20 protein-coding genes are annotated in these 25,162 nt (G+C 43.5%); 8 read left to right on the top strand and 12 right to left on the bottom strand.

Annotation, left to right across the window (positions count from 1 at the left end; genetic code table 11):
• The first annotated feature begins 109 nt into the window (after positions 1 to 109).
• Positions 110 to 811, top strand: a complete 702-nt coding sequence (locus T3H97_RS22335; RefSeq protein WP_322175943.1) for a YoaK family protein — start codon at positions 110 to 112, stop codon at positions 809 to 811.
• Between the two features lie 12 nt (positions 812 to 823).
• On the opposite strand, the gene T3H97_RS22340 is transcribed toward T3H97_RS22335, so the two are convergent.
• On the bottom strand, positions 824 to 1,999 hold the full coding sequence (locus T3H97_RS22340) for an alanyl-tRNA editing protein (protein WP_328800912.1): 1,176 nt from the start codon (positions 1,997 to 1,999) through the stop codon (positions 824 to 826).
• Positions 2,000 to 2,237: 238 nt separating this feature from the next.
• Here T3H97_RS22340 and T3H97_RS22345 point away from each other — a divergent pair, with 238 nt between their 5' ends.
• The 3 genes from T3H97_RS22345 (at position 2,238) to T3H97_RS22355 (ending at position 5,459) form a co-directional block, all read left to right on the top strand.
• Positions 2,238 to 2,771: a MarR family winged helix-turn-helix transcriptional regulator gene (locus tag T3H97_RS22345; protein ID WP_328800913.1), complete on the top strand. Its 534-nt coding sequence runs from the start codon at positions 2,238 to 2,240 to the stop codon at positions 2,769 to 2,771.
• A gap of 134 nt (positions 2,772 to 2,905) precedes the next feature.
• The gene (locus tag T3H97_RS22350) at positions 2,906 to 4,225 is read left to right on the top strand and encodes an HlyD family secretion protein (protein WP_328800914.1); all 1,320 of its coding nucleotides are present in this window, start codon (positions 2,906 to 2,908) and stop codon (positions 4,223 to 4,225) included.
• The gene (locus tag T3H97_RS22355; protein WP_328800915.1) at positions 4,209 to 5,459 is read left to right on the top strand and encodes an ABC transporter permease; all 1,251 of its coding nucleotides are present in this window, start codon (positions 4,209 to 4,211) and stop codon (positions 5,457 to 5,459) included. Before T3H97_RS22350 ends, T3H97_RS22355 begins: the two co-directional genes overlap by 17 nt.
• 123 nt (positions 5,460 to 5,582) lie before the next feature.
• Here T3H97_RS22355 and T3H97_RS22360 read toward each other — a convergent pair whose 3' ends face one another.
• The gene (locus T3H97_RS22360; protein WP_103048320.1) at positions 5,583 to 6,143 is read right to left on the bottom strand and encodes an NAD(P)H oxidoreductase; all 561 of its coding nucleotides are present in this window, start codon (positions 6,141 to 6,143) and stop codon (positions 5,583 to 5,585) included.
• A gap of 159 nt (positions 6,144 to 6,302) precedes the next feature.
• Between T3H97_RS22360 and T3H97_RS22365 the strand changes: the two genes are divergently transcribed.
• Positions 6,303 to 6,701, top strand: a complete 399-nt coding sequence (locus T3H97_RS22365) for a winged helix-turn-helix transcriptional regulator (RefSeq protein WP_328800916.1) — start codon at positions 6,303 to 6,305, stop codon at positions 6,699 to 6,701.
• A gap of 41 nt (positions 6,702 to 6,742) precedes the next feature.
• On the opposite strand, the gene arsC is transcribed toward T3H97_RS22365, so the two are convergent.
• From arsC to T3H97_RS22385, 4 genes are all read right to left on the bottom strand, one after another.
• Positions 6,743 to 7,162 (bottom strand): arsenate reductase (thioredoxin), encoded by a 420-nt coding sequence (gene arsC / locus T3H97_RS22370; RefSeq protein WP_328802870.1) that lies wholly within the window; start codon positions 7,160 to 7,162, stop codon positions 6,743 to 6,745.
• A 25-nt stretch (positions 7,163 to 7,187) separates the two neighbouring features.
• On the bottom strand, positions 7,188 to 8,477 hold the full coding sequence (locus T3H97_RS22375) for an arsenic transporter (protein ID WP_103048322.1): 1,290 nt from the start codon (positions 8,475 to 8,477) through the stop codon (positions 7,188 to 7,190).
• 88 nt (positions 8,478 to 8,565) lie between these two features.
• Positions 8,566 to 8,919, bottom strand: coding sequence for an ArsR/SmtB family transcription factor (locus T3H97_RS22380; protein ID WP_328800917.1), 354 nt, complete (start codon positions 8,917 to 8,919; stop codon positions 8,566 to 8,568).
• A gap of 81 nt (positions 8,920 to 9,000) precedes the next feature.
• A complete protein-coding gene (locus tag T3H97_RS22385) occupies positions 9,001 to 10,593 on the bottom strand; it encodes an alkaline phosphatase family protein (RefSeq protein ID WP_328800918.1) in 1,593 nt (530 codons plus the stop codon).
• A 184-nt stretch (positions 10,594 to 10,777) separates the two neighbouring features.
• Here T3H97_RS22385 and T3H97_RS22390 point away from each other — a divergent pair, with 184 nt between their 5' ends.
• Entirely contained in the window at positions 10,778 to 11,551 is a 774-nt protein-coding gene (locus tag T3H97_RS22390) for an alpha/beta fold hydrolase (RefSeq protein WP_250240444.1), read from the top strand.
• A gap of 222 nt (positions 11,552 to 11,773) precedes the next feature.
• Entirely contained in the window at positions 11,774 to 13,000 is a 1,227-nt protein-coding gene (locus T3H97_RS22395; protein ID WP_328800919.1) for a sugar efflux transporter, read from the top strand.
• 8 nt (positions 13,001 to 13,008) lie between these two features.
• Here T3H97_RS22395 and T3H97_RS22400 read toward each other — a convergent pair whose 3' ends face one another.
• Complete coding sequence (locus T3H97_RS22400; protein ID WP_328800920.1) at positions 13,009 to 14,226, bottom strand: macrolide family glycosyltransferase; 1,218 nt, start codon at positions 14,224 to 14,226, stop codon at positions 13,009 to 13,011.
• 189 nt (positions 14,227 to 14,415) lie between these two features.
• Positions 14,416 to 17,724: a pectinesterase family protein gene (locus tag T3H97_RS22405; RefSeq protein ID WP_328800921.1), complete on the bottom strand. Its 3,309-nt coding sequence runs from the start codon at positions 17,722 to 17,724 to the stop codon at positions 14,416 to 14,418.
• Positions 17,725 to 17,921: 197 nt separating this feature from the next.
• Here T3H97_RS22405 and T3H97_RS22410 point away from each other — a divergent pair, with 197 nt between their 5' ends.
• On the top strand, positions 17,922 to 18,761 hold the full coding sequence (locus T3H97_RS22410) for a helix-turn-helix transcriptional regulator (RefSeq protein ID WP_328800922.1): 840 nt from the start codon (positions 17,922 to 17,924) through the stop codon (positions 18,759 to 18,761).
• Positions 18,762 to 18,959: 198 nt separating this feature from the next.
• Here the strand turns inward: T3H97_RS22410 and T3H97_RS22415 are convergent, their stop codons facing one another.
• The 4 genes from T3H97_RS22415 to T3H97_RS22430 form a co-directional block, all read right to left on the bottom strand.
• A complete protein-coding gene (locus T3H97_RS22415) occupies positions 18,960 to 19,997 on the bottom strand; it encodes a threonine aldolase family protein (protein ID WP_328800923.1) in 1,038 nt (345 codons plus the stop codon).
• Positions 19,984 to 20,445, bottom strand: coding sequence for a MarR family winged helix-turn-helix transcriptional regulator (locus T3H97_RS22420; RefSeq protein WP_103048335.1), 462 nt, complete (start codon positions 20,443 to 20,445; stop codon positions 19,984 to 19,986). Before T3H97_RS22420 ends, T3H97_RS22415 begins: the two co-directional genes overlap by 14 nt.
• Before the next feature lie 126 nt (positions 20,446 to 20,571).
• Positions 20,572 to 23,682, bottom strand: a complete 3,111-nt coding sequence (locus tag T3H97_RS22425; protein ID WP_328800924.1) for an efflux RND transporter permease subunit — start codon at positions 23,680 to 23,682, stop codon at positions 20,572 to 20,574.
• A complete protein-coding gene (locus T3H97_RS22430) occupies positions 23,679 to 25,070 on the bottom strand; it encodes an efflux RND transporter periplasmic adaptor subunit (protein ID WP_328802871.1) in 1,392 nt (463 codons plus the stop codon). Before T3H97_RS22430 ends, T3H97_RS22425 begins: the two co-directional genes overlap by 4 nt.
• Positions 25,071 to 25,162 lie beyond the last annotated feature (92 nt).

A 25,162-nucleotide genomic window follows, 5' to 3' on the forward strand; every position in this document is an offset into this window, starting at 1 on the left:
TGGCTTCTTTGTGTCATTTTCATGCTAAAGTGACTAATTTAATTGTATGGTCCTGGATTTTCGTGTTAGCTTTAAAGAATCGACGTTTAGCATAGGAGGCTTATATGCCGTGATTATGAAAGGCAAAATCCATTTACATCAGGTAACGTCCGAATCGTTACGACTGGGCGCCTTACTATCATTAGTAGGGGGCTTTTTGGACACATATACCTTTGTTGGAAGAGGCGGTGTTTTCGCCAACGCACAGACAGGCAATATCGTGCTGCTGGCTGTCAAAGTCATTCAGGGGCACTGGATTCAGGCGTTATCCTATATCCCACCCCTGATCGCCTTTTCACTGGGCGTTTTTGTTGCTGAAGGGATTAAACGAAAATCAACCCACCGTCTAACTCCGGACTGGACCCGCGCAATTATTTTATTGGAAATTGCAATTTTTTTCATCGTGGGACTGATTCCGCAAGAAGTTCCCAATACGGTAGTGGTGGTGATCGTCTCGTTCGTCGCTTCCGTACAAATGACTTCCTTCCGCAAGCTCATTGATGTGCCGTACACCTCCACGGTCAGCACCGGTAACCTCCGATCAGCTATCGAGGCTGTGTATGTCGCTATAACGACCAAGGACACGAACGCTGCCATTCGAGCGATGCGTTATGGTGTTATCCTGGCAGCCTTCTTGGTAGGAGCCTTGCTGGGGGGATTTCTAACTTTGACAATTGGGGATAAAGCCGTTTGGGGCGCTGTTGTTGCACTTATTTTTTCTTTTATTTTATTTACAGAAAAGGAAAAGTGGAAGCTTCCCCTACGCCACTAATCCTCCATTACATCAGCCCTGAATGAACTGGCGCTGGGCCGTTTCAAAGAAATTTAAAAGGTCTTCACGGGACGGGAATGCAGCCTGAGCTGATTGGTTGCTACCGCCCCCCTTACCGTGAAATGCACCCAGATTCTCTTTCAAAAATGCTCCGCAGCTAACAGACTGGGTGCCGTTATGTGCCAGAAGGATTTTGTTTTCTGCTGTTGTGGCAAATAGAACAAGCAAATCATGCTCAGCTGTCAGCTTGGTCGCCAATTGCTGCATGTCCTGAAGGGATTTTTGTTCGAATACATGAGCAAGAACATGCCCCTGCACAGCAGATAGCAACTCTTTCGCCTGGTACGAAGCATTTTCCTCTTGTAGGAGCTCCACTTGCGCCTTAAGCTGCTTATGCTCCTGCTCCCACTTTTCGAATCGGGTCAAAATATCTTTTCGCCCGGTATTGAACTTCGTAGATAACACGTCCAATATCTGAACACTATCGTTAAAATCCTGGAGTGCGCGAGCGCCACATTTGAAATGGATTCTTGCCATCCCCTTCTGCTTCTCCCATTTTAAGCATTTAATGATCCCAATTTCCCCGGTCTGAGCTACATGTGTGCCGCCGCAAGCATTATATTCAATGCCCTCGATCTCGACAATCCGAATATTTTCTGTCACTTTGGGCGTCTTCACAAGCGGAATGTCCTTCAATTGCTCACGGGTTACAAAATAACTTTTTATGCTGCGATTACTATAGATTTGCTGATTTACTTCCTGCTCGACTGCCGATAGCTGCGCAGGCGTTATATCCGAACAGTTCACATCAATCGTGGCATATTCTTGTCCCAGATGAAAGCTTTCAGTACGCGCACCCAACAACTCTAGACAAACCGCTGACAGCAAGTGCTGCCCGCTATGCTGCTGCATATGATCAAATCTGCGCTCCCAATCCAATCGGCAGGCTACTTTCCGATCCTCCGGCAAACGCTCTACCTGATGCCAAATGTCCCCTTCTTCGAGAACAACATCTAATACACGGACGCCCTGAATTGTTCCTGTATCACAAGGCTGGCCTCCACCATGCGGATAAAAGGCCGTTTCCTCCAGCATAACCAAATATTTTCCGTCTCTTTCCATGCTCTGTGTAATATGAGTGTCCCACTCCATAAGATGTGGAGCAGTGTAGTATAATTTTGTCGTCATTCCAGGTTCCTCACTTTTGGGTTTTTGGTCTCGTGCGATATCCACTTATTATCAAGCACTTCATTGTAAATATCAATGTAGGGAAAAGCTTGAACCATTGCACGAACAACCTCCATATGGTGAAAAATCGCATGACGATTAACAAAATTTAGCTTGAAATTCATTTTTGAATAGATTAAGATTAGTCGGCTAACTAATTTGTCGATTGGAACATACTGTAAGGAGAAAGGAGAACCCTATGGATTTTGATTTACGGGACTTGCCCACTCGTGAGGCGCTACAAGAATTTTCTAAGCGTATCCCCGAGATTGATGTAAGAGCGACAGAAGCTATGCTATTTTTTATGCGGGTATCTTCCAGCGTCTTTAAAGTCAGCTTTGAGGGATTTGAGAAGTTCGGTATATCTCATGGGAAATTTTCGATATTAATTCTTCTGTACCGCAACATTCATACAGGATTGCTGGCTACAGAGCTTGCGGAGAAAGTAGGGGTTAGCAAGCCTACCGTTACCGGTCTGCTTGACCGCCTGGAACGCGATGGGCTTATTATTCGATCTGTTCATCCTTCCGACCGCCGTATGAGCATTGTTAAACTGACAGAACAAGGAACAGAAATGATGGAAAGACTGCTGCCTATACATTTTACATGCACTTCCACACTGATGAGCCACCTGTCCACCGATGAAAAAGAGCTGCTCCTGACGTTACTGAAAAAGATAGAAAGCGGCATCCCTCAAGCAAAAGAGATATATAAAGCAGCAAAACCAGAATAAGTTTTAATTTTGCGTTTTAGTTAGCCGACTAACTTTTAAATTATTAAATAAAAGAATAAATAAAATGTACATATCAGGATATTTATTCGAGTCTATGTTTAACCCATTTTATGAATCTAAGGAGCGTATTACCCATGAATCGCACACAAGTCACCAGCCTCATCATCCCTCTCATTTCTATTGCCTGTCTTATCGGCGGGGGGTTCCTGCTCCAGACCAACGGACAAGATCAAGTCAATGCTTCGCGATCCGTTAAAGGCACAACACTAAATGCGGATAGCATTCATGTATCTTTTGAACAAGTAGGCGGCAAAATCCTGAACATCCCGGTAACAGAAGAAACGAAGGTGAAAAAAGGAACTGTCCTTATGACTTTGGATTCCACAGATGTGGATCTGCAAATTGAGCAGCTGCGGACACAAATTGCCCAGTTCAATACGCAAATCAGCCAACAACAACAATCCATCAATTTAGGCTATACACGAGCAGCAACTCAGGAAAAACAGGCACAGCTAGATATCGCGCAAGCTCAAGTGACTGAGAGTAAAAGTCAGGCGGCATTGCAGCGGGCACAAGCGGCTGAGCGCCAAGCCACTGCTGCGGAACAACAGGTCAATAACGGGGCTCGGGATGAAGATGTTCAGCAGCAACGAATTGCCGTAGCCTCAGCAACCAAAAACGTTCAGACGGCGCAGACCAACTATGAGCGTAATAAAGCACTCTATGATGCAGGAAGTGCATCCAAAGCAGCGTTGGATGATGCCGAATCCTCTTTGACTTTAGCGACAAATCAGTTGAGCCAGCAAAAAGAGTCTCTTCAAAAGCTACTTCATGGCGCCACTTCTGAAGAACGTATGCAGGCCAGTGAACAGACGACACAAGCAGCCGTTTCGGTAAAACAAGCCGAGGAAGAAATTCGCGGTGCCCAATTGTCCGTCGATCGTTCCAAAACCCAGCTTGAAACCATTCAGCAGAGTCGTCAACAGTTGGCAGATCAGAAGCTGGCTATTGACCTCTTAAAGCAACAAAAAGAAACACAGGAAGTTCAGCTTAAAACGTTGCTGCTCAAAAAAGAACGCCTGGTGTTAAAAGCACCACAGGATGGCAAGGTGACTTCGATTAGTACCAAAGTCGGCGAAAATGTGGCGCAAGGTGCTCCTGTGATTACCCTGGAAACCAACGATTTATATTACGATCTCTATGTGAATGAAGAACAAGCGGGGAAATTCAAGGCCAATCAAGAAATTAAAACTCATATCTCTGGTCTCAATAAGGACTTGAAAGGTACGGTACGCTATGTAACTGCTGCACCACAATTCGCTAATGTGAAGATGTCCCGTGAAAAAGGAGAAGCAGATACCGCTACATTCCAGGTACGTGTATATGTAACAAGAGAAGCAGCTTTGCTACCAGGCATGACAGTTGAGGTGAATACAAATGAAATCTCTTCGTGATGAATGGTCGTATCTGGTTCACTCCAAGTATCCGATTATAGCTATTATCTTCCCGTTGATTGCCGTACTGGGGTATTCACTGTTGCTCCCAAGCAGCCAAATTAACGACGCTAACGTGGTAGTGGTGGATCAAGATAACACAGCTTACAGCCGTGAGTTCATTCAGAAAATAGATGCTTCCCCGTATATGAACGTAGCTGAGATTGTTTCGTATACAGACAACCCTGAACAGTATTTTTATCATGAGCAATATTTGGCTGTTATTTCCTTGCCGCACGGTTTAGAGGATAATCACAATCGTTCCCTTTCCAGCCGGGTCGGTCTCATTCTTGATAACACCAATGTTCAATCTATTACTTCGATTCGCACAGCTATGCAGGAAATTAGCGTTTCCGAGAATATGGAACTGTCTGTTCCAGCTATGTTGAAAACCGGGATGAACGCTGAACAGGCCCAAGGGGCCCTCAATGGTATCGCCTTGGAGGTACGTTCCCTGTTTAATCCAACGAATGATTATCAGAATACGACGATACTTGCATTCACTTGTATGTTCTCTTTTATGATACTGAATATAAATAGCTTACCTCTAGTCGCCAGACTCAGGGTTTCCAAGAGGCTGGCTGCTGAGCTGCAAAATCCGTTCAACATCCTGCTGCGTATGCTTCCTTATACGCTGTTTTCGACAGCTGGCTTAATCTTCTCTCTCGGGATGCTTAAAGTGTTTGGGGGAGGCCGTTTCGAGGCCAATCCGATTCTCTTTATAATTCCAGTTGTCCTGTATGTATTCGGTACCGTTTGTATCAATGTCCTGGTTGCATGGGGGGCAGCACATCCGGGAATAGCTATCGGCAGAATGGTGATGATACTCATGCCTGCTTTTGTTCTATCAGGGGCTGTTCTTTCCAGATCACTGTTTCCACCTTTAGCGATTCAAATCGGTGATTTCTTCCCCTTTGTATGGATGTACAAATTCCTTCGTACCATGGGTCTGCGTGGTGCACCTTTGCAAGAGATGCTTCCCGAACTCGGCTCTCTGTTACTATATGTGGGTGTACTCTCCATGCTGGTGATCGCCAGAGCCCTATGGGAGAAACAGAAGCTGGCCAAGCAGACTGCGGGCACTGCTTCTGAAAGGGGATTACCACATCCCGTTGTTCCAGCAAGCACACCTAGCGGCGCGTTATCTATACAAGGGGCACCGTCAGCACCTATGCACGAACCTATAAAAGGATAGAGTCTCGTCTGTGAAATAAAAAAGGGTTAAGTGCCGTCTAACGAGCCTTAACCCTTTTTCCATAATCAGGATTTTGCAAAAATCCCCAATAATATTAAACTCTCATTGTTATCAGAATAAAATTCACTTATATGCCCGACCTAATTGATAAGCGTGCTCCAGTAAACCTTCAATGTATTCTTTCGACTCGGACAAAGTATCATAGAAGAACTCCACCTTGGACTCTCTTACTCTTGCGTAACCAGCAATGGCTTTATTCAAATAATTAGTAACCAAATCGTGATATTCATACTTGATCAGATGTTCTTTCGTCCCTCCCGCCAAGCACATCCACAAAACCTGCTTCGTCGTAAATTCCTGAAGTAAACCTTTGTTCCAGACTTTATCCAGGTACCCTTTTAGCATGGAAGGGACACTGTACCACCATAGTGGAAACACAAAGACCAGAGCATCCGCAGCTGCAATTCTATCCATCTCTTTCCGCGTTTCAGGAGCATATTGTTTATGGGTCGTATTCCAATCCAGCTCATCTGCAGCGCTGTACACCGGATTGTATCCATCCCGATCCAAGTCCAAAATATCTACCTCGTGCTTATTCTCTTTCAATCCCTCTACAAAACGATTCATGACCGCGAGGGTAAGTGAATCTTCTCTAGGATGCGTGACGACCAATAGAACTTTCATGTATCCGTAACCTTCTTTCTCCTCATAATTGGTGAACCCTGTCTACAGATGCTATTATGGGTGTTATAGATTAAAGTGTGAAGTACGCACTTCAATGTACTGTAGGTACTTTAAGGTTCCTTAGTGCTTTTAGTACTACAAATTGGAGGGGGAAAGTCTATGGAAGACAACGCCAAAACCTATATGCTCGGGATCGAGGCAACTTTGGAGGTCATCAGTGGAAAGTGGAAAGGCATCATCCTGCACCATTTAACCAGCGGCAGAAAACGTACATACGAACTTCGTCAACTCATTCCGAAAATCACCCAAAAAGTGCTCACCCAACAGCTTAGAGAGCTTGAAAAGGATGGAATCATCCACCGCATCATTTATAACCAAGTCCCCCCCAAAGTGGAATATGAGCTTAGTGAATATGGATGGGATTTTAAAGATCTGCTTGATCGTTTTTGCTTATGGGGAGAAGATCATTTGGATAGGATCTATGGAGATAAAACAAAGGTACTGGAAGAGTATTCTGCTGTGGAGGAAAAAAACGCCAAACAAGCACCACCACTTTAAGGAGGCGTGCTTGTTTGAAATACTATAGCTGTGCACCTTGTTTATTCACCAGTCTCCGCAAATTTCCGAATACGAGCCCCGACTTCATCCCGTACACGCTGGAATACGCTCCATTTCTCTTCTTCTGTTCCTTGTGCTTTAGCCGGATCATCAAATCCCCAATGTTCACGACGAACGTGCGGAGGTGTGATAGGACATTTATCAGCAGCATCTCCGCACAAGGTCACAACGAAATCCGCGCTGTTCAGCAAAGCAGGATCTATAATATCTGAAGTTTGACCGGAGATATCGATCCCTATTTCATTCATCGCTTGCACCGCTTTAGGGTTAAGGCCGTGTGCTTCAATGCCCGCACTGTATACATTCCAATGGTCTCCCAAGTATTTTTGGGCCCAGCCTTCTGCCATTTGGCTGCGGCAAGAATTACCAGTGCATAAAAAGTAAATTGTCTTCTTTTCCATCATTAATGTCTCCTTCAATGTTCAATTATGAAATGACTAACCACAGGTATAAGCCCAGTAGGGTCATAAAAAGTGTAGGGATGGTTAAGACAATGCCTGTCTTAAAATAAGTCCCCCAAGAAATTTTTACGTTTTTCGAACGAAGCACATGCAGCCACAACAACGTGGCTAATGAACCGATCGGAGTTATTTTCGGCCCCAGATCCGATCCAATCACGTTAGCATAAATCAACGCCTCTTTGACCATACCGGTTGCATGGGTGGCATCAATGGCAAGCGCATTAATCATGACCGTAGGCATGTTATTCATGACCGACGAGATAATCGCCGCAATAAAACCCATGCCCATGGTGGCCACAAACATACCTTGATCAGCAGCCGCTTGAATCACATGGGCCAGCAGATCCGTCAAACCGGCATTACGTAGACCATACACCACAACATACATTCCGATGGAGAAAAATACGATAGCCCATGGAGCGCCCTTAATGACTTCTTTCATCGGCACTGCAGGGCTTCTACGCGCCATCAGTAAGAAAAAGATAGCAATAATACCAGCCACCGCCGAAACGGGAATGTTAAAAAATTCGCATGCAAAGTAGCCAACGAACAAAACCGCGAGAACGATCCAGGACATACGGAACATTTTTGGATCTTTAATCGCTTCCGCAGGCGTGATTAATTGTGCCGCATCAAACGTTTTCGGAATTCTTTTGCGAAAAAAAAGATACAGTACCCCTATACTGGCTGCTAAAGAAAATAAATTAGGTACAATCATGCGACTCGCATATTCCATAAAGGTGATCCCAAAGAAATCAGCTGACACAATGTTGACTAAGTTGCTGACCACAAGCGGAAGCGACGTCGTGTCTGAAATAAAACCGCTCGCTATGATAAAAGGAAAAACCATTCTCTCATCCAATTTAAGTGCCCGAACCATCGCCAGTACAATCGGTGTCAGTATTAAGGCCGCACCGTCATTCGCAAAAAAAGCAGCAACAACGGCGCCAAGAATGGTCACATAAACAAACATCCGGGTTCCGCTTCCTCGCGCAGCTCGTGCCATGTGAAGCGCCGCCCATTCGAAGAAGCCGATTTTATCAAGCACCAACGAAATCAGAATAATGGCTACAAAAGCCAGTGTCGCATTCCAGACAATATGAGTAACTTCCCAAACATCATGCAAATCGACGACACCCACCAGCAAGGCGAGTATGGCACCGCCGCAGGCAGACCAGCCGATAGACAGATTTTTAGGCTGCCAGATCACCAACACTAAAGTAGCTAAGAATATAATGCACGCCAACAAAATCAATGTTTTAAACCTCCATTACATTACCTTATAAACATATACTTATATTAAAAACATCTTTATCCCTGCAAGGAGTTAAACGGAGCAGCCTTTAGGATGAGCAGCAAGCTGATGAATCCGGCCCACAAGATGCTATCGGCTCCTCTTTATTCAGCCCTTTTAAAATATGCTTGGAGTCTGGCATACGCTCAAGAACAGCTTGAATATGCGGCTTGTCGTCTACATTTAAGGAATAGTATACCCACTGACTTCGTCGTTCTTCTTTTACAATTCCTTGCGACTTTAATTTTCTCAAATGTTGGCTAATTGCTGGCTGCGACATATCAAAGATATCTACAAATTCGCAAACACACCATTCTCTCTCTCTTAGCAGGGAAAGCATAGCCAGCCGAGTTTTATCCCCCAATAGCTTTAAATGATCGGCTACGTAGCCAAGTTGATCCAATATGTGACCCCCTTCCACTTATATAACTATATGCTTATATACTAATGGAGTTCGGTTTTAATATCAAGAACCGAATAATACTTATTCGTTTACCAATTGCAGAATCCAGTCTTTTATATCAACGATTCGCAGTGTTTTGGGGCGTGTATTCGTTCCAGAAATAATTAATGGGACAAGAGAATCTTTTTCATGCAACGATCCATGAGCTCCTCCTCCGATGTGGGTAGGGGAACTTTCACCGACGAGTTCATATCCGGGTTGGACCGTGACGACAACATATCTTCCTTCATGTGAATTCATTCCCCCGTGTAACCTCGCCAAAACGTCTGGATATTTTCCATACTTGATCCGGTTGTTATTCACCTTAATATCCACAAGGTCCTCTTCACCCAACAAGGTCCACGATTGTTCATATTCATCGATGAATTTTCCACCGGGATGATAAGAAAACAGCTTACCCGTTTTCCCCTTTGTAACATGAATATTGTTTTTACCATCTTTCATAGCGATAATATCGAACTTGTCCTCATTTTGTAAAAGCTTCACCACATTGGATAACTCCACGTTATCGTTAATTGCATAGATATAGGCCATCCGTTCATTAGCGGCAATCACGATTTGGTCATCACTTCTTACAGGTTGACTTAATTTTGCAATGCGGTAATGATTCAAAAGCGGCTTTAAATCAACCGTTGCTACCTGTCGATCATTATAAACAGCGCTTTGCGCACTGTCACCCATGACAATCCATATCGCATTGTTTACAGCCTGTTCCCACGAACCATATGCGTTCAACACAGTTTGCAGTGCTTGATCTGCTTTTTCAATTCCCTCCAGTTGAGTCGGGCCCTTTCTATGCGCCAAATTATCATTCTCTGGAAAGTATGTGATGGTTACGTCTGGAAGTTTCTTCTGGCTTATTAGAAAAGCGGCATCTTTTGCGGAAAATTCGTCGTTCATCCCAAATTTTTTCCACAAAGGAGTATTCCAGTTATTTTTCGGATTCAATTGTGCCAGAGCTGCATAAGATAACCATTTAGGCCCTGTGACTATCATTTTTTCTGGCACCCTGTTGCTATTCGCTAGGAAGTCAGGCACTTTTAAGGCATGTTTCGTTTTCCCTCTAAAGACAATAGCATTGATGGACGCGGATTCTTTTCCTTTGTCAGCCAATTCCTCATGTATGGTTTTCGTTTTTTTGTTCAAATGGACTTGGTTTAATTGGTAAATTGCGTCTAAGAATACTTGTAGTTGGTCTATCTTTAAGGCTTCTTTGGCACCATTGCCGTAGAGAATCATGCGTTTCTTTTGGTTGCTGTACCAAACGAGTCCGGGCACATGATGTTGGTCTGCATACGTTCCCGTTAATAATGTACTGTCGATTGTCACAGACATCGTGGGAAAGGAACTCACTACATGCGGGAAATATTGCCCTTGATTTAGGAGATATTGCATTGCGGGTGCACGACCTTCTTGAATTGCATCTTGCAAAGGCTTATCCATTAAAGAATCAATCAAGATCATAATGACAGGTTTTTTGCCCATTTGATTTACTGTGATAGGTGGCTTCACGCTCTGTTGTTTTAGCTGTTGGCTGGAGTCCGCTCTACAGCCCAAGATCAACAACAATAAGCTTAGCACTATTGCAATGGTAACTTTATTTTTCATGCCCATGTATGTGTCCCTTTCTTAGAAAAACTTGATCCTCTTATTTTTTTCTTGTACTAAAAAAATTATTCCTGCATTGGATCATCGGGACAAAGGTATCTCATACAACAATTAAAGATACACCTCCATGAATTTTTTGGATCTAATAGGCCAAATTTAAGATCAAACCATTCAGGGAGGGAGCATAACCATGACTACTACAAACATAAACGAATACTCCATGCATTATATGGATTCCGGTGAAGGAATGGCCATCCTATTCATTCACCCTCCAGTACTCACAAGCTTAAATTTCACATACCAAATCCAAGGACTCTCGCCCCATTTTCGAACTATAGCTTTTGATATCAGAGGACACGGTAAAAGTCAGCCTTCCGAGCAAACGGTTACTTACCCTCTCATCGCCCTGGATATTAAACATTTGATGGACCGGATGAGCCTGGAGAAAGTATTTCTGTGTGGATATTCTACCGGAGGCTCGATAGTACTTGAATTCCTCTTGACTTATCCAGATCGGGCATGGGGAGGCATTGTTATCAGTGGAATGTCGGAAGTAAACGAATGGCGACTAAGAAATAAAATTTCTTTGGGCATTGCTCTTTCCAAAATCGGCACAATTGGTACGATTGCCCTTTCTAATGCTTGGTCACAAACGAAACAGCTATCTTTGTTCCGTAAGTTATTCAACGATGCGAAGCGGGGAAATCCCAGGAATGTCGAACAATATTATCGATACAGCTTGAAGTACAACTGCACCTCACGGCTCGGGGAAATACATCTTCCTGTCCTACTCGTTTATGGTGAAGAAGATAAGCACTTTCATCCCTATGCCAAATTATTGCATCAACAATTACCAAATAGTGAGCTGGTTTTCCTTAGGAAAGCTGATCATCGCCTTCCTACGAAGGCCGCCGGATTATTGAATGAACTGATCAAGCAGTTCGTAGATCGCTTTAGCCTTTAAGGCACATCCTACGGGGAAAATCGCATACACATCTACTTCCCACTACCGATATTGTATCTTTGTCTGTATATGACCTTGCATATGAGCTGCTCATCAAAGTGAAAAAAATTATATAATATTTTACACCATGTAAATATACAAATTATGCTAAAGTCATATGTAGTTTAGATGGGATAGGTATGTATTATTCTGCTTCTAAATCTGAAGGGGTGTAAAAATGAAATGCTAAAGCGTATTCAAAATCTTTTTGTTATTCCTAACTACCCATTGTTCATGATCTGCATGTTATTGCAAGGCATGGCTATATCCATCAGCGCACCTTTTTTAGCTGTATATTTTACAAGTACACTTGGCGTATCTGTAGGAACCTTTGGTGTGTTTACAGCGGTGACTTTGATTTGTGGCATATGGATAAGCTCTCTGATTGCCAAACGTTCTGATACCGGATTAGATCGCAAACAAATTTTGGTGATTTGTACGTTATTTAATGCCGTAGCCTTTGCAGGATATCTTGTAATCCAAAATTTTTATGTACTTTTTGTTTATATGACGATCTTTACAGCCATTGGTGCTCCTGGGATGCCGCAGTTATTTGCCAGTGCACGTGAAGCAGTAGATCGCAGTGAATCTGCGGATCACGCCTTTGCTAATTCAACGCTTCGGTCTATGTTTTCTCTTGGCTTTATTACCGGGCCGCTTTTTGGTTCCTTTTTGATTGCACATACGGGCTTTAAGGGTATCTTTATGGGAACGACCTCTATTTTTGTTCTCATTGCTGTTCTTTTATTCTTTTTTATCAAGCAACCTCCAGCTCAGCTTAAACATAAGAATCAACTTTCACTTCATACCATTACATTACATAAAAATATTGAGATTCTGATCCCCTTTTTAGTTCTTACTCTGCTCTATACGTCTCACTGGATGAACAGTTTAAATATTTCTTTGTTCATCATTCACAATTTAAAAGGTGACACGAGTGACGTTGCTCTAGTATCTAGTATTTGCGCAATTTTAGAAATCCCCTTGATGCTCATGCTAGGCGTACTAGCAGCTAAATACTCCAACCGTTTGCTTGTATTTTTAGGGGCATTAACAGGAGTTGTCTATTATATCCTTGTCCTTATGTCTACGGAGATGTGGCAGCTATTCGTGGGGCAGCTTCTTCTAGCCTTCTTTGTTGCAGTGATTTCTGCCATTGGCATTAGTTACATGCAGGATTTGTTACCCTCTCTTCCAGGGTACGCATCGACGCTATATTCCAATGCGACAACCATCGGAAGACTGGTAGGGAGCTTGATGGGCGGATTGACCGCTCAATGGATTGGTTACCGAAATACCTATTGGGTATGTTTGGCCCTAATCATCTGCTCCCTTGGTCTCCTGGCAATTTCGAAGAAACTAGAGTTTGAAAAATCTGCTGCTTTAAAAGAAAGAAATCACAGTATATAGACTGCGCCTTATTTTTCTATGGTGGAGAAATGACTCATAATCGTATCTGCCGCATGTTTGTACCCACCAGCCTGACGTAATGATTCGCCGATCACATGAGCCTGTTCTTTATAGATTGGATGACTCAATACCTCTAATAAGGCAGCTCTCAAAGTAGCGGGTGTAAGCTCATTTTTATCCACAACAACACCCGCTCCCAGTTCCTGCACCCGACTGGCTACGATTGGCTGATCTGATGTTAAAGGAATCATGACCTGCGGCACATTGTAATACAGGGCTTCACTTGTACTGTTCATCCCCGCATGTGTAACAAAAGCGTCCACATGCTGAAGCATTTCCAATTGCGGAATATAAGGCTTGATTATAAAATTGTCAGGGATACACGGGGCCAATGGCTCCATATTTGTATAATTGCCTGAAGACAGCACAAACTGCACAGGCAAATCGCGAAATGCTGCAAAACAAAGCTTATAAAATTCCAAGTCTTTATTCAAAATAGTACCCATCGAAATGTAAACCGCCTGTGGATGCAGAACACGAAGTTGTTCGAACGGGAAAGATGGAGCATCTTTACGCGGTACAATAGAAGGACCTGTAAAAATAAAACTGTGATCCAGTTTTTCAGCTTGCGGTTGAAAATAGCGGCTTGTATAAACGATTCTTAAGCGCCCGCCATGAGGAGCAATCTTTTCTATAGCTGGAGCCTCAACCTGAAGCTCCTTAGCCAGTTGATGCGTTATTTGCATCGTAGCCGTGTACAACTTCTTTACCTCCGGATCATTGTCATTCATGCCTTGCCCCGATCCCAATGGCTCTACGAAAGCAAAAGAAGCGATAGAGCACACAGCAGGGATTCCTAGCTTCTCAGCAATAATCGTGCCTCCCCAGCCCATCAAAGAATCATAGATTAAATAATCATAGGTTCTGTTTTCAATAACTCTCAAAACCTCTGGAATAATCGGAAGAATCATACCTTTTACCATCATGTACACAAATTGATAATGATGTTTGTATTCTGCTGGCTTTAAATCAGAGTCTTTGGAAAAAGCATCATCAACAAAAGGGTAGGTTATCATCTGTGCTCCTGTCTGTTGAATTCTCGTACGGTATTCTTCCGTACACACATAGTCAACATCCTCCCCACTGTCTACCAACCTTTTCACTAATCCTAGTGTCGGATTAACATGGCCTTCAGCAGGCGTGATCACTACTAACACACGTGCCATACCTTACACCTCCAAATCAATAATAAATTACAATTTGAAATAAATGCACTTTTAACATAGCAAATATTTACCATATAAACAAGTATTTTCAACACCGAAAATTAAGTATGTGTCCTCTACTCAAACTATAAAAATAAGCGAGGCTGAACGCTAGAAGCGCTTGCCCCGCTTAACCATTGAACATCAAATTTAAAGACGCCAATCCCAATGATCTGTCCCGCTCAGAACAGCTTCAACGGTGTACTGGCTTGCTTCATCGGCGGTAAGCTGTTTGGCCCAAGGTACACGCCCGCTACTTTCTGCACCTGGCCCAAAGTTGTCAAACTCTCCAAATCTTGCGGTCTGCTCATTGGATTCCTTGCCCCAATTGTTCCAGCCGCCCGGCTTGATATGTTCATCCATATAGGTCTTCAAAAAAGTAACATGAGCGTAAGGGCGCCATGGCCGTCCGAGATCCACCTTGCCTGTCAAACCACTTTCTGTTGTCAGACGACATTGAATAAATACAAAGCCCGGCTTGTTCTCTTCTGTTGAAGCTGCTGTCACATATCCAGCACGCAGGCTGTGTATGATCGAATTATCAAACACGGCAGGTGCATTTCCAAATATAAAATCTACACTGCCACTGATGTAGCTGTCCTTAAAGTACTGTCTGCCACGGTTCACAAGCAACGTATCCTGTAGGCCGGTAATTTTGACATTGTGATACTTACCACGATCACCTTCGGCATATAACGCTACAGCCTGCACCTGCCCGGTTCCTTCTGTATTGGCAACCGTGACATTCTCCAACACAAAATCGGGACTTTGCACACGCATTGTATAGCTGTTGCTTGTTCCTAATTCTTTTCCGTCCACCACCGTTTTGGCCGTATCATCAAAAGCAATGATCGTTTTATCGCGATCTTCTCCGATAATACTCAGATTTTTTTTGGAGGAATTCACCTTTATTTTTTCACGATACGTACCGTTTTTGAGATGGATAACTGTCCTTGTGTTGCTGTCGTCAGGGACTGCGTCAATCGCTGCCTGGAGAGATGTAAAGTCAGCAGGGCCATAGGTCGCTACCACCACACTAGTAGGATGAGTCCCTCCTGAGTCTGTCAGGTTGCGGATGGTGACATTGCTGAATTCCGACGTATTGTAATTCCATACATCGTTTTGTTGTTTGGATGCATCGGTAGCCAACCCGATCAATAGCGGCTGATTATTCGGCACATCTATAACCGTTTCACCAACCTTCTCCCAGTTCGTCACACCATCTGCGGATACCCAGCCGGTAACCTTTTGTCCTTGTCGTACCAGACGAACCGAATATGGCGTTGCAATAAAAGTCTCCATTGAAGCACGTTTCGTCTTACCATCCGTTTGATCACGACTGATAAGAATACCCTGTTTGCCATATTTAACAAATGATAAAGACATAAAAGCCATTTTTGATCCAGGCTTCAGCGATTCACGAATCATTACACCCGCTTCGGCATTATCATCCACCGGGGTAATTTGTTCCACACGGGCTGTAATTTCAGTGTCACCTTCCCATTTTTGATAAGCATAATGGAAAATATCTGCCTTACCGTCAACGTCTCCCGCTGACTTCAGTCGTATGCTGCTGCCGCTTGTATCTTCCTTTAAGACCTGAGTATGTCCTTTTATATAACCATCATTGCCCTCAGAGCCAATCTCTTCGCTGAGCCAACTTCCCGATGGCGCGGTCGTATTGACGTGAATGGTAACAGGATTGGAAAATGCAGCAGTCCCCTTGCGGTCGGTCACCCGTACAATAATATTATGGGTACCGTCTGTTACATGATTCCAATCGAGATGATAAGGCGCGGTCTCTACTTTACCAACAAGTTTGCCGTCAATGATAAATTCAACGTGAGCAATACCATCTTTGTCCTTGGCTGTTGCTGTTATGGTCGCATCCCGGCCTGCTTCCAAAATATCGTTATGCTTTAGTGAACGTCCGTTTGCATCCGACACCTGAACGAAGGCCTCTGGATTATCCACCTCATTTCCATTCGACAGCTTCTCAATAAGATCATTTAAATAGACCTCCAGATTTGTATAACCCTTGGCAAAATGAACATACGCCCCTGTGCCGGCAAGCAATTGACCGTTACGGTCATCTGCATTCTTGGGGTCCAGTCCATTGGCACGTTCCCATTCATCCGGCATTCCATCATGGTCACTGTCAGAAAGCTCCGTCGTCGTTACGTTAGAATCGTCGTAAATCCACCCTGCTTCACGCGGAGAGTTAATAAACGCACCCGTTCCATTCTTCACATCATTCATAATTCGGGCGTCCACCGCATCTCTTCTTGGCAGCGTGGCTCCTGAGCCGGCAAGCACCCCCGTATATGCGGTCTGTGCATCTGTCGCTTGATATGGACCATACGCATCCGGTGAAATTCCGTTGTCGTATTCCCCTCTAACTTCAATCGGCTCTGCCAAACGGGTGGAAGGATCAATAATTGATCCAATGGATGTCCCAAGCTGCCAGTTGTCTTTCGTAACCGAGTCATTGCCGTACATGTAGTTACCACCAATAAAGATGCGTGTTTTATATTTTTTACTACCCACGTCTACAAAAATTTGACCGCGAACGTCCTCATATGTGTTGGGGCCATACTTATAATAGTTATTTAGCACATTATACGATCCTTCACCGCCACCGTATGAAGAGAAAAATCCCCAGTTATAAATGACATTATTGGTCATTTCCACAGCGTCGATTTGTTTTTTATCGGTTGGAAAACGCGGATTACGGCTTGCATTGTGAGCCAACAAGTTATGATGATAGGTGGAATTTCGTCCGCCCCATATGCCGCCATAGCCATGGCGACCTTTCTGGTGCGTGGTCATTAGCATACTCTCGGACGCAATGGACCATTGTACTGTTGTATTGACGTTGTCATACAGGCTCAGTACCTCATCCACCGACCAGCTAAAGGAACAGTGATCAATCATTATGTTTTTATGGTATCTGGCTCCTAACGCGTCATCCTCACTGGGGTATCGGTCGGTCAATCGGAAACGCAGGTAACGGAGAATGACGTTATCTGCATCAATCCCTGTTGTGTAATCGCTTACAGTTATACCGTCGCCAGGAGCTGTCTGACCCGCAACCGTCAGGTTGTTTCCCAAGATTTTAAGTGGCTCCTTGAGATGAACCGTTCCACCCACCCGGAATACGACCGTCCGATTATCGGAGCTGACCGCTGCACGAAGAGATCCGGGTATTATCTGTTCCTCTTTGCCGTAGTCTGCCAGCGTGGTAACCTCATACACTTCACCTCCGCGTCCTCCGGTAACATATTTACCGCCACCCTCAGCCCCCGGAAAGGCCGGAATATCCGTCGCCACTTTTGCCACCTTTGCGTTCTCTGTTCCTACCGCAGTCTCCGCTTGGATTAGTGGTGGGCACAAGGTCAAGAACAATGAACCCACAACCACATTACATAGCACCTTTTTCCATGTACGCTGCTTGCTCATATTCTGTTTCCTCCCTAAGATTTTCTTTCACATCAGTGCATATTTTTATAAAAACACGATCCGAGAAGTTCAGAAGCGTCTTCACCTCCTTTCATCACTTTCATCAATCTTTTCTGCTTTTATCATTGGCAGGTTGTCATATATACTGTTGGTATATAAATGCGCTTACTTATCTTAATTTGCAAAGGAAGAAGCACATGAATGAAATGAAAGAAGATAAATATGTCATTGGAGAACAACAATTCTCCATTCATCACATCTATCGTACCGGTTTCACAGTTATGCCCCGGCCTCATGTCCACGAGAACTATGAGCTGTATCTCTTACTGCGAGGCGAACGCATCTATTTTATGAATGGCAAGGTATACACCGCTCGCAAAGGGGATCTAATATTCATCCTTCCTCATGACCTGCACTCTACCGCCAGCACACAATTGCAGGAAACGGAGCGCATATTGATTCATTTTTCTCCGACGTTTCTCCCACAGCAGGATCATGACATTCTTGACCTGCCGCCGTATCAGCAATCCGCGTTGCTTCGCTTACCTGCGAGAGAGCAAGTAGAGGTTGAACGTTTATTCCTACAGATGAATACCGAATGCAGGAATAAGCAGCCTCTGCATGACCGTTGCGTACAGCATTTACTGCTGGAAATGCTTATTCTGGTGCACCGATCGGAAGCGATCGAGCGAAGTGAACCTGTTTCCTCTCATCCCATGCATCAGAAAATCACGGAAATTTCTTCTTTTATTCAGGATCATTACAATGAACCGTTAACTCTCGAACAAGTGGCCGCATGCTTCTTCATCAGTCCAGCTTACCTAAGCCGTATCTTTCTAAAGTTGACTGGTTTTCATTTCAGCGAATACATCCGCGTAGTGAGGGTCAGGGCGGCCCAAACAAGACTTCGAACCACCAAGGACAAAATCCAGCATATTGCAGAGGAAGTGGGGTTCGGTCATGCTTCCCACTTTAATAAAATCTTTAAAAAAATAACCGGGCTCTCCCCTCTTCAGTACCGCAAGCAGGTTCGGTAGATATTCAGTGTAAAGAATTAGATGCCGATTTTATACCTCCGCTCTTGTCTTCTTTTTCCATTTTTATATCCACTTGCTCTTTCATGGAACTTAAGACAAGCCAAAAAACCATACTTCGCTGCAATGCGTGCAACGAAGTATGGCTATTACATAGTCATTCTACATCTTTAAAATTATAAATTACTCTTTCTATGACCTTTATTGCAATGCTTTAATATCCTGAATCAGCATTTCAATATTTTCTTTCTTCGTAGCCCAACTGGTACAGAATCGAACAGCACTATGTGCATCATCAACCTTTTCCCAAAAGGAGTAAGTATATTTTTCACTCAATGCCTTTAGTATACGATCTGGTAAAATCGGAAACTGCTGATTGGTTGTAGAACGGTATTGAAAAGAAAAACCTTGCTCAGATAATCCATTTTGAAGCATCATTGCCATATCTATAGCGTGTTTGGAAATTTCGACGTATAAACCGTCTTCAAACAAAGTTTCGAATTGAATGCCCAACATTCTTCCCTTAGCCAGCAGTCCTCCTTTTTGCTTGATCATATATCGAAAATCTTTTTTCAATGTATCATTTAGAATGACTACTGCTTCTCCCATCAAGGCTCCAATTTTGGTCCCACCAATATAAAATACATCGCATAGCTTCGCTATATCTGCTAAAGATACATCGCTATCTTCGGCCACCAAGCCATAGCCTAATCGCGCTCCATCTATAAACAGTGGTAAAGCATACTCTTGACAGACTCTATTTAATGCTTCCAGCTCTGATTTGCTATAAATCGTTCCATTTTCAGTAGGTTGGGAAATATAAACCATCCCAGGCTGTACACTATGCTCAGGAGCGGCATCATTCCAGTGAGCGTCATACAGCTCCTTTACCTGCTCGGCCCTGATTTTCCCATCATCACTTGGCAAAGTAAGTACTTTATGCCCAGTAGCTTCAATCGCTCCGGTCTCATGTACGGCAATATGTCCAGAAACTGCCGCAACGACGCCTTGATGCGGACGCAGAATAGAAGAAATGACGGTGGTATTGGTCTGTGTACCTCCAACCAAAAAGTGTACATCCGCACTTGGGGAGTCACATGCTTCTTTAATATATGCTCTGGCTTTTTCACAATGATCGTCCACACCATAACCTGGGGTTTGTTCATCATTAGTCTCCAAAAGTCGCTTTAATATGCGCTCATGAGCACCTTCGGTATAGTCGCATTCAAATCGTATCATTCTGTATCCTCTCCAAATTATCCAATTTCTTCTGAATTAACAACATAGAAGCATGTAATTCCTTAATCTCTTCTTCTGAAAGTCCTTGAACTAATTTTAGAATTTGTTCATCAGACCTTTCATTCAGTTGGTTGTAGAATGCTTTTCCTTTAGGAGTCAAACGAATCAGATTTGTTCTATTATCCAACGTTGAATTTTCCTTAACAAGAAAGCCCTCTTTGCAAAATTTAGCAATGATCCTACTCATATAGCTGCGATCAATTTTAAGAGATTCGACTAGAGTATTCGCAATACATGGCTCGATCAACCCGATCTCTATAATGACACGGGCCTCGGTAAAGGAATATCCGCTATCCAGCACATGTCTATCTAAAACACCCAGTATATTCGTATAGAACCGATTAAAACGCCTCATATCCGCTATCATATTAGCATCTATATTGATCATAACTCCCCCAATTTAGTGGACTTTTGCAACAATTATAGTAATGATTTTTGTGGACTATGTCAATGAAATAAAAAAATCGTACATTAAGACTCTCGCCTAATGTACGATCCTGTATTATTTATTTACCTACAAGGTCACTGAGCTATCGCTATTTATAGCCTTTTCCTTCTTATGCTTTCGTTTCAGCTTCAGATGAGCTACGACCATATACAGCGTCGGAACTACAAACAAAGTTAAAATAGTTGAAAAAATTAGTCCGAATATAATGGTCGTTGCCAACGGTTTGAACAAGATCTCACCTATTGTGGCAATAGGGATCATACCCACAATCGCAGTTAGCGAAGTAAGCAAGATCGGACGGAAACGGGCAGAGCATGCCATTAGAATGGCGTCTGTTAAATCAGCGCCTTCACGCCGCGCATCTTCAATAAACTCTATCAGCACGATACCGTTACGCACGACGATACCAGCAAGTGAAATGATACCCATAATACTCATGAATCCAATTGGCATCCCTGAAATAAAACTTCCAAGGATTCCTCCTGCCGCTGCCAGATAAACAGTGGTCATAATAATGAGCGGTGTGGAAACCGAGTAAAACTGCATGGTAATTAAGAGGAGAATAAGGAAAATAACAATCACAGCTAATTTGCCCAAGTCCTTAAACATATCAGACTGCGCGGATGTTTCCCCCCCCATCTCCCAGGTGTAGCCTGGTTCAAACTGGGTATTTGTAAGTTTGCTACGGATGTCATTAGTGAGTTCTGTAGCCGTACGCCCATTTCCATTGGCTGAGATCGTTACCGTCCGTTCCAGATCATAGCGGTGGATTTGTTGGATGGAAAAGTCCGGTTTCATCGTGGCTAATTGGGATAAGGGGATTTGTTCCCTTGCCGCATTGTTCACACTTAACTGTTGGAACAATACCTCAGGATCATGGTTTGATTTGTTCATATATACATTTATATCAAGCAATTCCTTACCCGTATCAAAATCCGTTACATTTACACCGTCACCCATTAATAGCAAGGTACGCGTTAAATCGTAATAGCTAACCTGATATTTATCCAAGGCTTGCTGATTAATTTGGAAATTCAGATTATAGCTTTGCATACCCATATTATCGGTCACATCTACAGCTCCGGGGGTTCCCGCAACAATTTCTTTGACTTTAGTTGTCATGTTTTGCAGCTTATCAATGTCTTCTCCTTTAATACGGATAGACACCGCACTACCGACCGGAATACCTAATTGGGGAACACGAATGCTGATTAATGCAGATGGATATTTAGCTTGTAGCGTATGGGTCCAGTTATCCACTGTTTTTTTGAGATCAAATAGCCCCTCTTTTCCAACGACAGCAATTTGGCCGTTTACCGCTCCCCCAGAGCCGTGACCACCTGCAACATCGCTGTACAGCTGAGGCGCTCCTCCACCTGCTGTTGCCGCCAGCCGCTCTGTTTCTGGCTGTTTTTTGACCCACATGCCAATCTCGTTAATAACCTGATTGGTTGCCTGCAACGATGTTCCTTCTGGCATCGTTACACTGATCGTGGCATCCGCTTGATCGGAATCCGGAAATAATTCAATAGGAACAACAGCAAGTAGTCCATAAGCTGCTGTACCCATCATAAGACCAATAAGCGCTGTTAAAAGTGGGCGTCGCAGTATTCTTGGCATCCAGTTTTTAGAGTATACATTGGATAGAGACTGTATTTGATTCCCCAGAAGTCCAGGTGGCTTAACTGTCTTACTACTCTCTTTTCCTTTACGACGTTGATCATACCATTGACGGAAAATAGGAATGATCGTTAGCGACATAATCATGGACGCCAGCATCGTTAACGAAATAACGGTAGGTATCGGTTTAATAAAGTCTCCAATGGTGCCCGGCAGGAATAAAAGCGGGGCAAATGCTGCAACCGTAGCTAGCGTAGCTGTAATGATTGATAAGGATACCTCTTTCGTTCCTTTAATGGCTGCCTCCGTAGCATCTTCCCCAAATTCAGTGCGTCGGCGTTCAATATTGTCATTGACCACGACGGCATCATCAACCAATATCCCTAGCACGATGATTAATCCGATGACTGAAATTTGATTCAGCGTGATTCCTGTTGTGGGTAAGAAAATAAAGCCGATGGCGATGGAAACAGGAATGGCCAAGGCCACAAATGCAGAAGTCAGCAAATTTAAACCTAATGTACATATAACAATGACCGATATAATAGCGATGATCATCTCTTTGGTCAGGTTTCCAAACATTTCATCTACTCGATCATTTTGCGCAAAAAGTAGTTCAAAATGTACATTCTTCGGCAAACTGCTCACAAGTTCATTGATTTTGGTTGTAGTCGCCTTAGATACCGTTGGCACGTCTGTGCCTGTATCTCCGCTCACACTGATCGAAATAGCAGGCTTGTTATTCACATACGTATAACTAGCTGCTTTTTTAAAAACAAGTGAGGCTGTCCCTACATCTTTCAGAGATATCGGGAATCCATCGTCATTGCTTGAAATCTGGACGTTATTTAGAATGGATGGATCGGTAGAGGCATTTACCGTCAGTTGATAAGTACGCTCATTGAAATCCATGCTTCCTGTAGGAACTCTTTCATTCTCATTCTTGATTGCTTGAACAACCTGCTCCCAGGAGATGTTATATTGTTGCATCTTTTGCGTGTCTAAACTGATTCGTACTTCTTGGTCCGGTATTCCTTGAATATTAACTTGTGAAACACCCGAAACCGTTTTTAATTGATCTTTCCATTTGTTCATCAATTCATTCAACGAGTATAAATTCTCAATTTTATCAGAAGTAATCGCATATGAACCAATGAAAGAGCTTGTCATGCTATCATTGATAACCGGCTGCATCGCATCATCTGGAAGCTCAGACCGGGCATCCTGTACCTTTGTACGAAGATCAGTCCATACCTTTGTCGGGTCTGCATCTTCAAAAGCTTCTACAGTTATACTGGATTGGCCTTTAGATGAAGTGGAAGAAATCGTTTTGACACCTTGTACGGCTTTAATTTTCTGTTCCATGACCTTAGTAATGGTTTGCTCGATTCTTTCGGGTGAGGCGCCCGGATAGATGGTTGTAACACTGGCTGACAAGGGAATAACATCGGGCTGTTCTTGTTTAGGTAACGATGTAAAATTGTAGAGCCCTAGCACAATGCACATGCCAAAGAAAATGAGTGTAATTTTTTGTTTTTTAACGATATATTTAATCATTCGGACGACTCCTCCGATTTCCCAAGTACATCATTCCCAATTAAATCACCATTAAATAATGTTCCTGCTCCTTGCGTAACGATTTGATCGCCTGCCTGTAGTCCAGAGACAACTTCAAGCTGATTATTAGTCACTTTCCCCAATTTAATTACTGTTTTAACGGCCTTTCCATTTATAGCTTTAAAGACATAAGGGTCATTTCCCGTACTAATTACGGCCTCCACGGGCACTAAAAGCGCTTCGCTTTGATTCATGCTTTTAGATGCGCTTATGACTTGACCAGGTTTCCAATTCAGTTCAGGATTGGGAATGCTAACTTCCACATTGATGCTTCCCGTTTTGGAGTTAGTCGATGGATAGATCTGAGTAACGGTCCCTGTTCTAATTTCATCATAGAGAGATATATTTACTTTTTGGTTTTTCTTCCACGATAAGATTTCACTGTCCGGTACGGGGAGGAGTACTTTTAAAGTCTTGATATTCCCGACAACAAATGCCTCACTCCCGCTGGAGCCCAGTTGACCATCAGATATCTTTTTTTCAATCACAACACCCGTGATCGGAGAAGTTAAAGTAGCTTTTTTCAGTGACAAGGCTGACTGTTCATAAGCAGCCAATGCATCCTCATAGGTAGCCTGCGCCTGAGCTTTACTGGCTAGCCCTTGTTGTATAGTAGCCCTAGCCGATTCCAGCCCTGCCCTGGCCTGATCTACGCCGGCCGAGGCTTGGGCACGCTGTTCCTGGGATGCCCCTGCAAGCAAAAGAGACAATTTCTCTTGCGCATCACTTAAGCTTTTTTGTGCGTTTGCTAATTCCAGCTGCGCATTCTCATTTTCCGTTAATGATACTGCACCTGCCTGGAATAGACTTTGGGACCGTGCGGCATCCGCTTTCTTCTTGTTATAATTATTAGTTGCTACAGTAACCGCATTTTGAGACTGTGCAATCTCCTGCTTTTTGGCGCCATTGTTCAATTCCTGCAATTTGGATTGGGCCGCATTGACCTGGGATTGTGAACTATGAATGCCCGCCTGGGCCGATTGAACAGAAGCCTCCGCTTGGCTAACACCAGCCTTTGCCTTTTCCATGGTTGCCTTTGCCCGATCCAGCTGTAACTGGTAAGCAGATGTATCTAACTTCGCAAGGACACTTCCTTTTTCTACTGAATCCCCAACTTCGACCATAGTGTTCAATATACGTCCATCCGCTTCAAAGGAAACATTGGCCTCATTACTTGCCTGCAATGTTCCCGCCAAATTAAAATCATTGGCCAAAGGTTTCATTGCAAGTTTCTCAATTTTCACCGGGTGACTGGCTTCTGTTACAGAGTTCTCCGATGCACTGGAGCAACCGGAAGCTACTAAGGCTAATGCAACCCCTGCAATCATTATCCTGATTTCTTTTCTCTTCAACTAATGTCATCCTCTCTGATTCTCTCTTCTAAAGGTGCTATCAGCAACCCGTGGGTCAAGTAAACTTT

Origin of the sequence: Paenibacillus sp. LX16 (assembly GCF_036252815.1) — a bacterium.
Taxonomy (GTDB): Bacteria; Bacillota; Bacilli; order Paenibacillales; family Paenibacillaceae; genus Paenibacillus; species Paenibacillus polymyxa_B.

What these genes read in the sequence shown, in the direction of transcription:
- T3H97_RS22340 (WP_328800912.1), bottom strand. Translation starts at nt 1,999, where the DNA reads ATGACGACAAAATTATACTACACTGCTCCACATCTTATGGAGTGGGAC.
- T3H97_RS22345 (WP_328800913.1), top strand. Translation starts at nt 2,238, where the DNA reads ATGGATTTTGATTTACGGGACTTGCCCACTCGTGAGGCGCTACAAGAA.
- T3H97_RS22350 (WP_328800914.1), top strand. Translation starts at nt 2,906, where the DNA reads ATGAATCGCACACAAGTCACCAGCCTCATCATCCCTCTCATTTCTATT.
- T3H97_RS22355 (WP_328800915.1), top strand. Translation starts at nt 4,209, where the DNA reads ATGAAATCTCTTCGTGATGAATGGTCGTATCTGGTTCACTCCAAGTAT.
- T3H97_RS22360 (WP_103048320.1), bottom strand. Translation starts at nt 6,143, where the DNA reads ATGAAAGTTCTATTGGTCGTCACGCATCCTAGAGAAGATTCACTTACC.
- T3H97_RS22365 (WP_328800916.1), top strand. Translation starts at nt 6,303, where the DNA reads ATGGAAGACAACGCCAAAACCTATATGCTCGGGATCGAGGCAACTTTG.
- arsC (WP_328802870.1), bottom strand. Translation starts at nt 7,162, where the DNA reads ATGGAAAAGAAGACAATTTACTTTTTATGCACTGGTAATTCTTGCCGC.
- T3H97_RS22385 (WP_328800918.1), bottom strand. Translation starts at nt 10,593, where the DNA reads ATGGGCATGAAAAATAAAGTTACCATTGCAATAGTGCTAAGCTTATTG.
- T3H97_RS22390 (WP_250240444.1), top strand. Translation starts at nt 10,778, where the DNA reads ATGACTACTACAAACATAAACGAATACTCCATGCATTATATGGATTCC.
- T3H97_RS22395 (WP_328800919.1), top strand. Translation starts at nt 11,774, where the DNA reads ATGCTAAAGCGTATTCAAAATCTTTTTGTTATTCCTAACTACCCATTG.
- T3H97_RS22400 (WP_328800920.1), bottom strand. Translation starts at nt 14,226, where the DNA reads ATGGCACGTGTGTTAGTAGTGATCACGCCTGCTGAAGGCCATGTTAAT.
- T3H97_RS22405 (WP_328800921.1), bottom strand. Translation starts at nt 17,724, where the DNA reads ATGAGCAAGCAGCGTACATGGAAAAAGGTGCTATGTAATGTGGTTGTG.
- T3H97_RS22410 (WP_328800922.1), top strand. Translation starts at nt 17,922, where the DNA reads ATGAATGAAATGAAAGAAGATAAATATGTCATTGGAGAACAACAATTC.
- T3H97_RS22415 (WP_328800923.1), bottom strand. Translation starts at nt 19,997, where the DNA reads ATGATACGATTTGAATGCGACTATACCGAAGGTGCTCATGAGCGCATA.
- T3H97_RS22420 (WP_103048335.1), bottom strand. Translation starts at nt 20,445, where the DNA reads ATGATCAATATAGATGCTAATATGATAGCGGATATGAGGCGTTTTAAT.
- T3H97_RS22425 (WP_328800924.1), bottom strand. Translation starts at nt 23,682, where the DNA reads ATGATTAAATATATCGTTAAAAAACAAAAAATTACACTCATTTTCTTT.
- T3H97_RS22430 (WP_328802871.1), bottom strand. Translation starts at nt 25,070, where the DNA reads ATGATTGCAGGGGTTGCATTAGCCTTAGTAGCTTCCGGTTGCTCCAGT.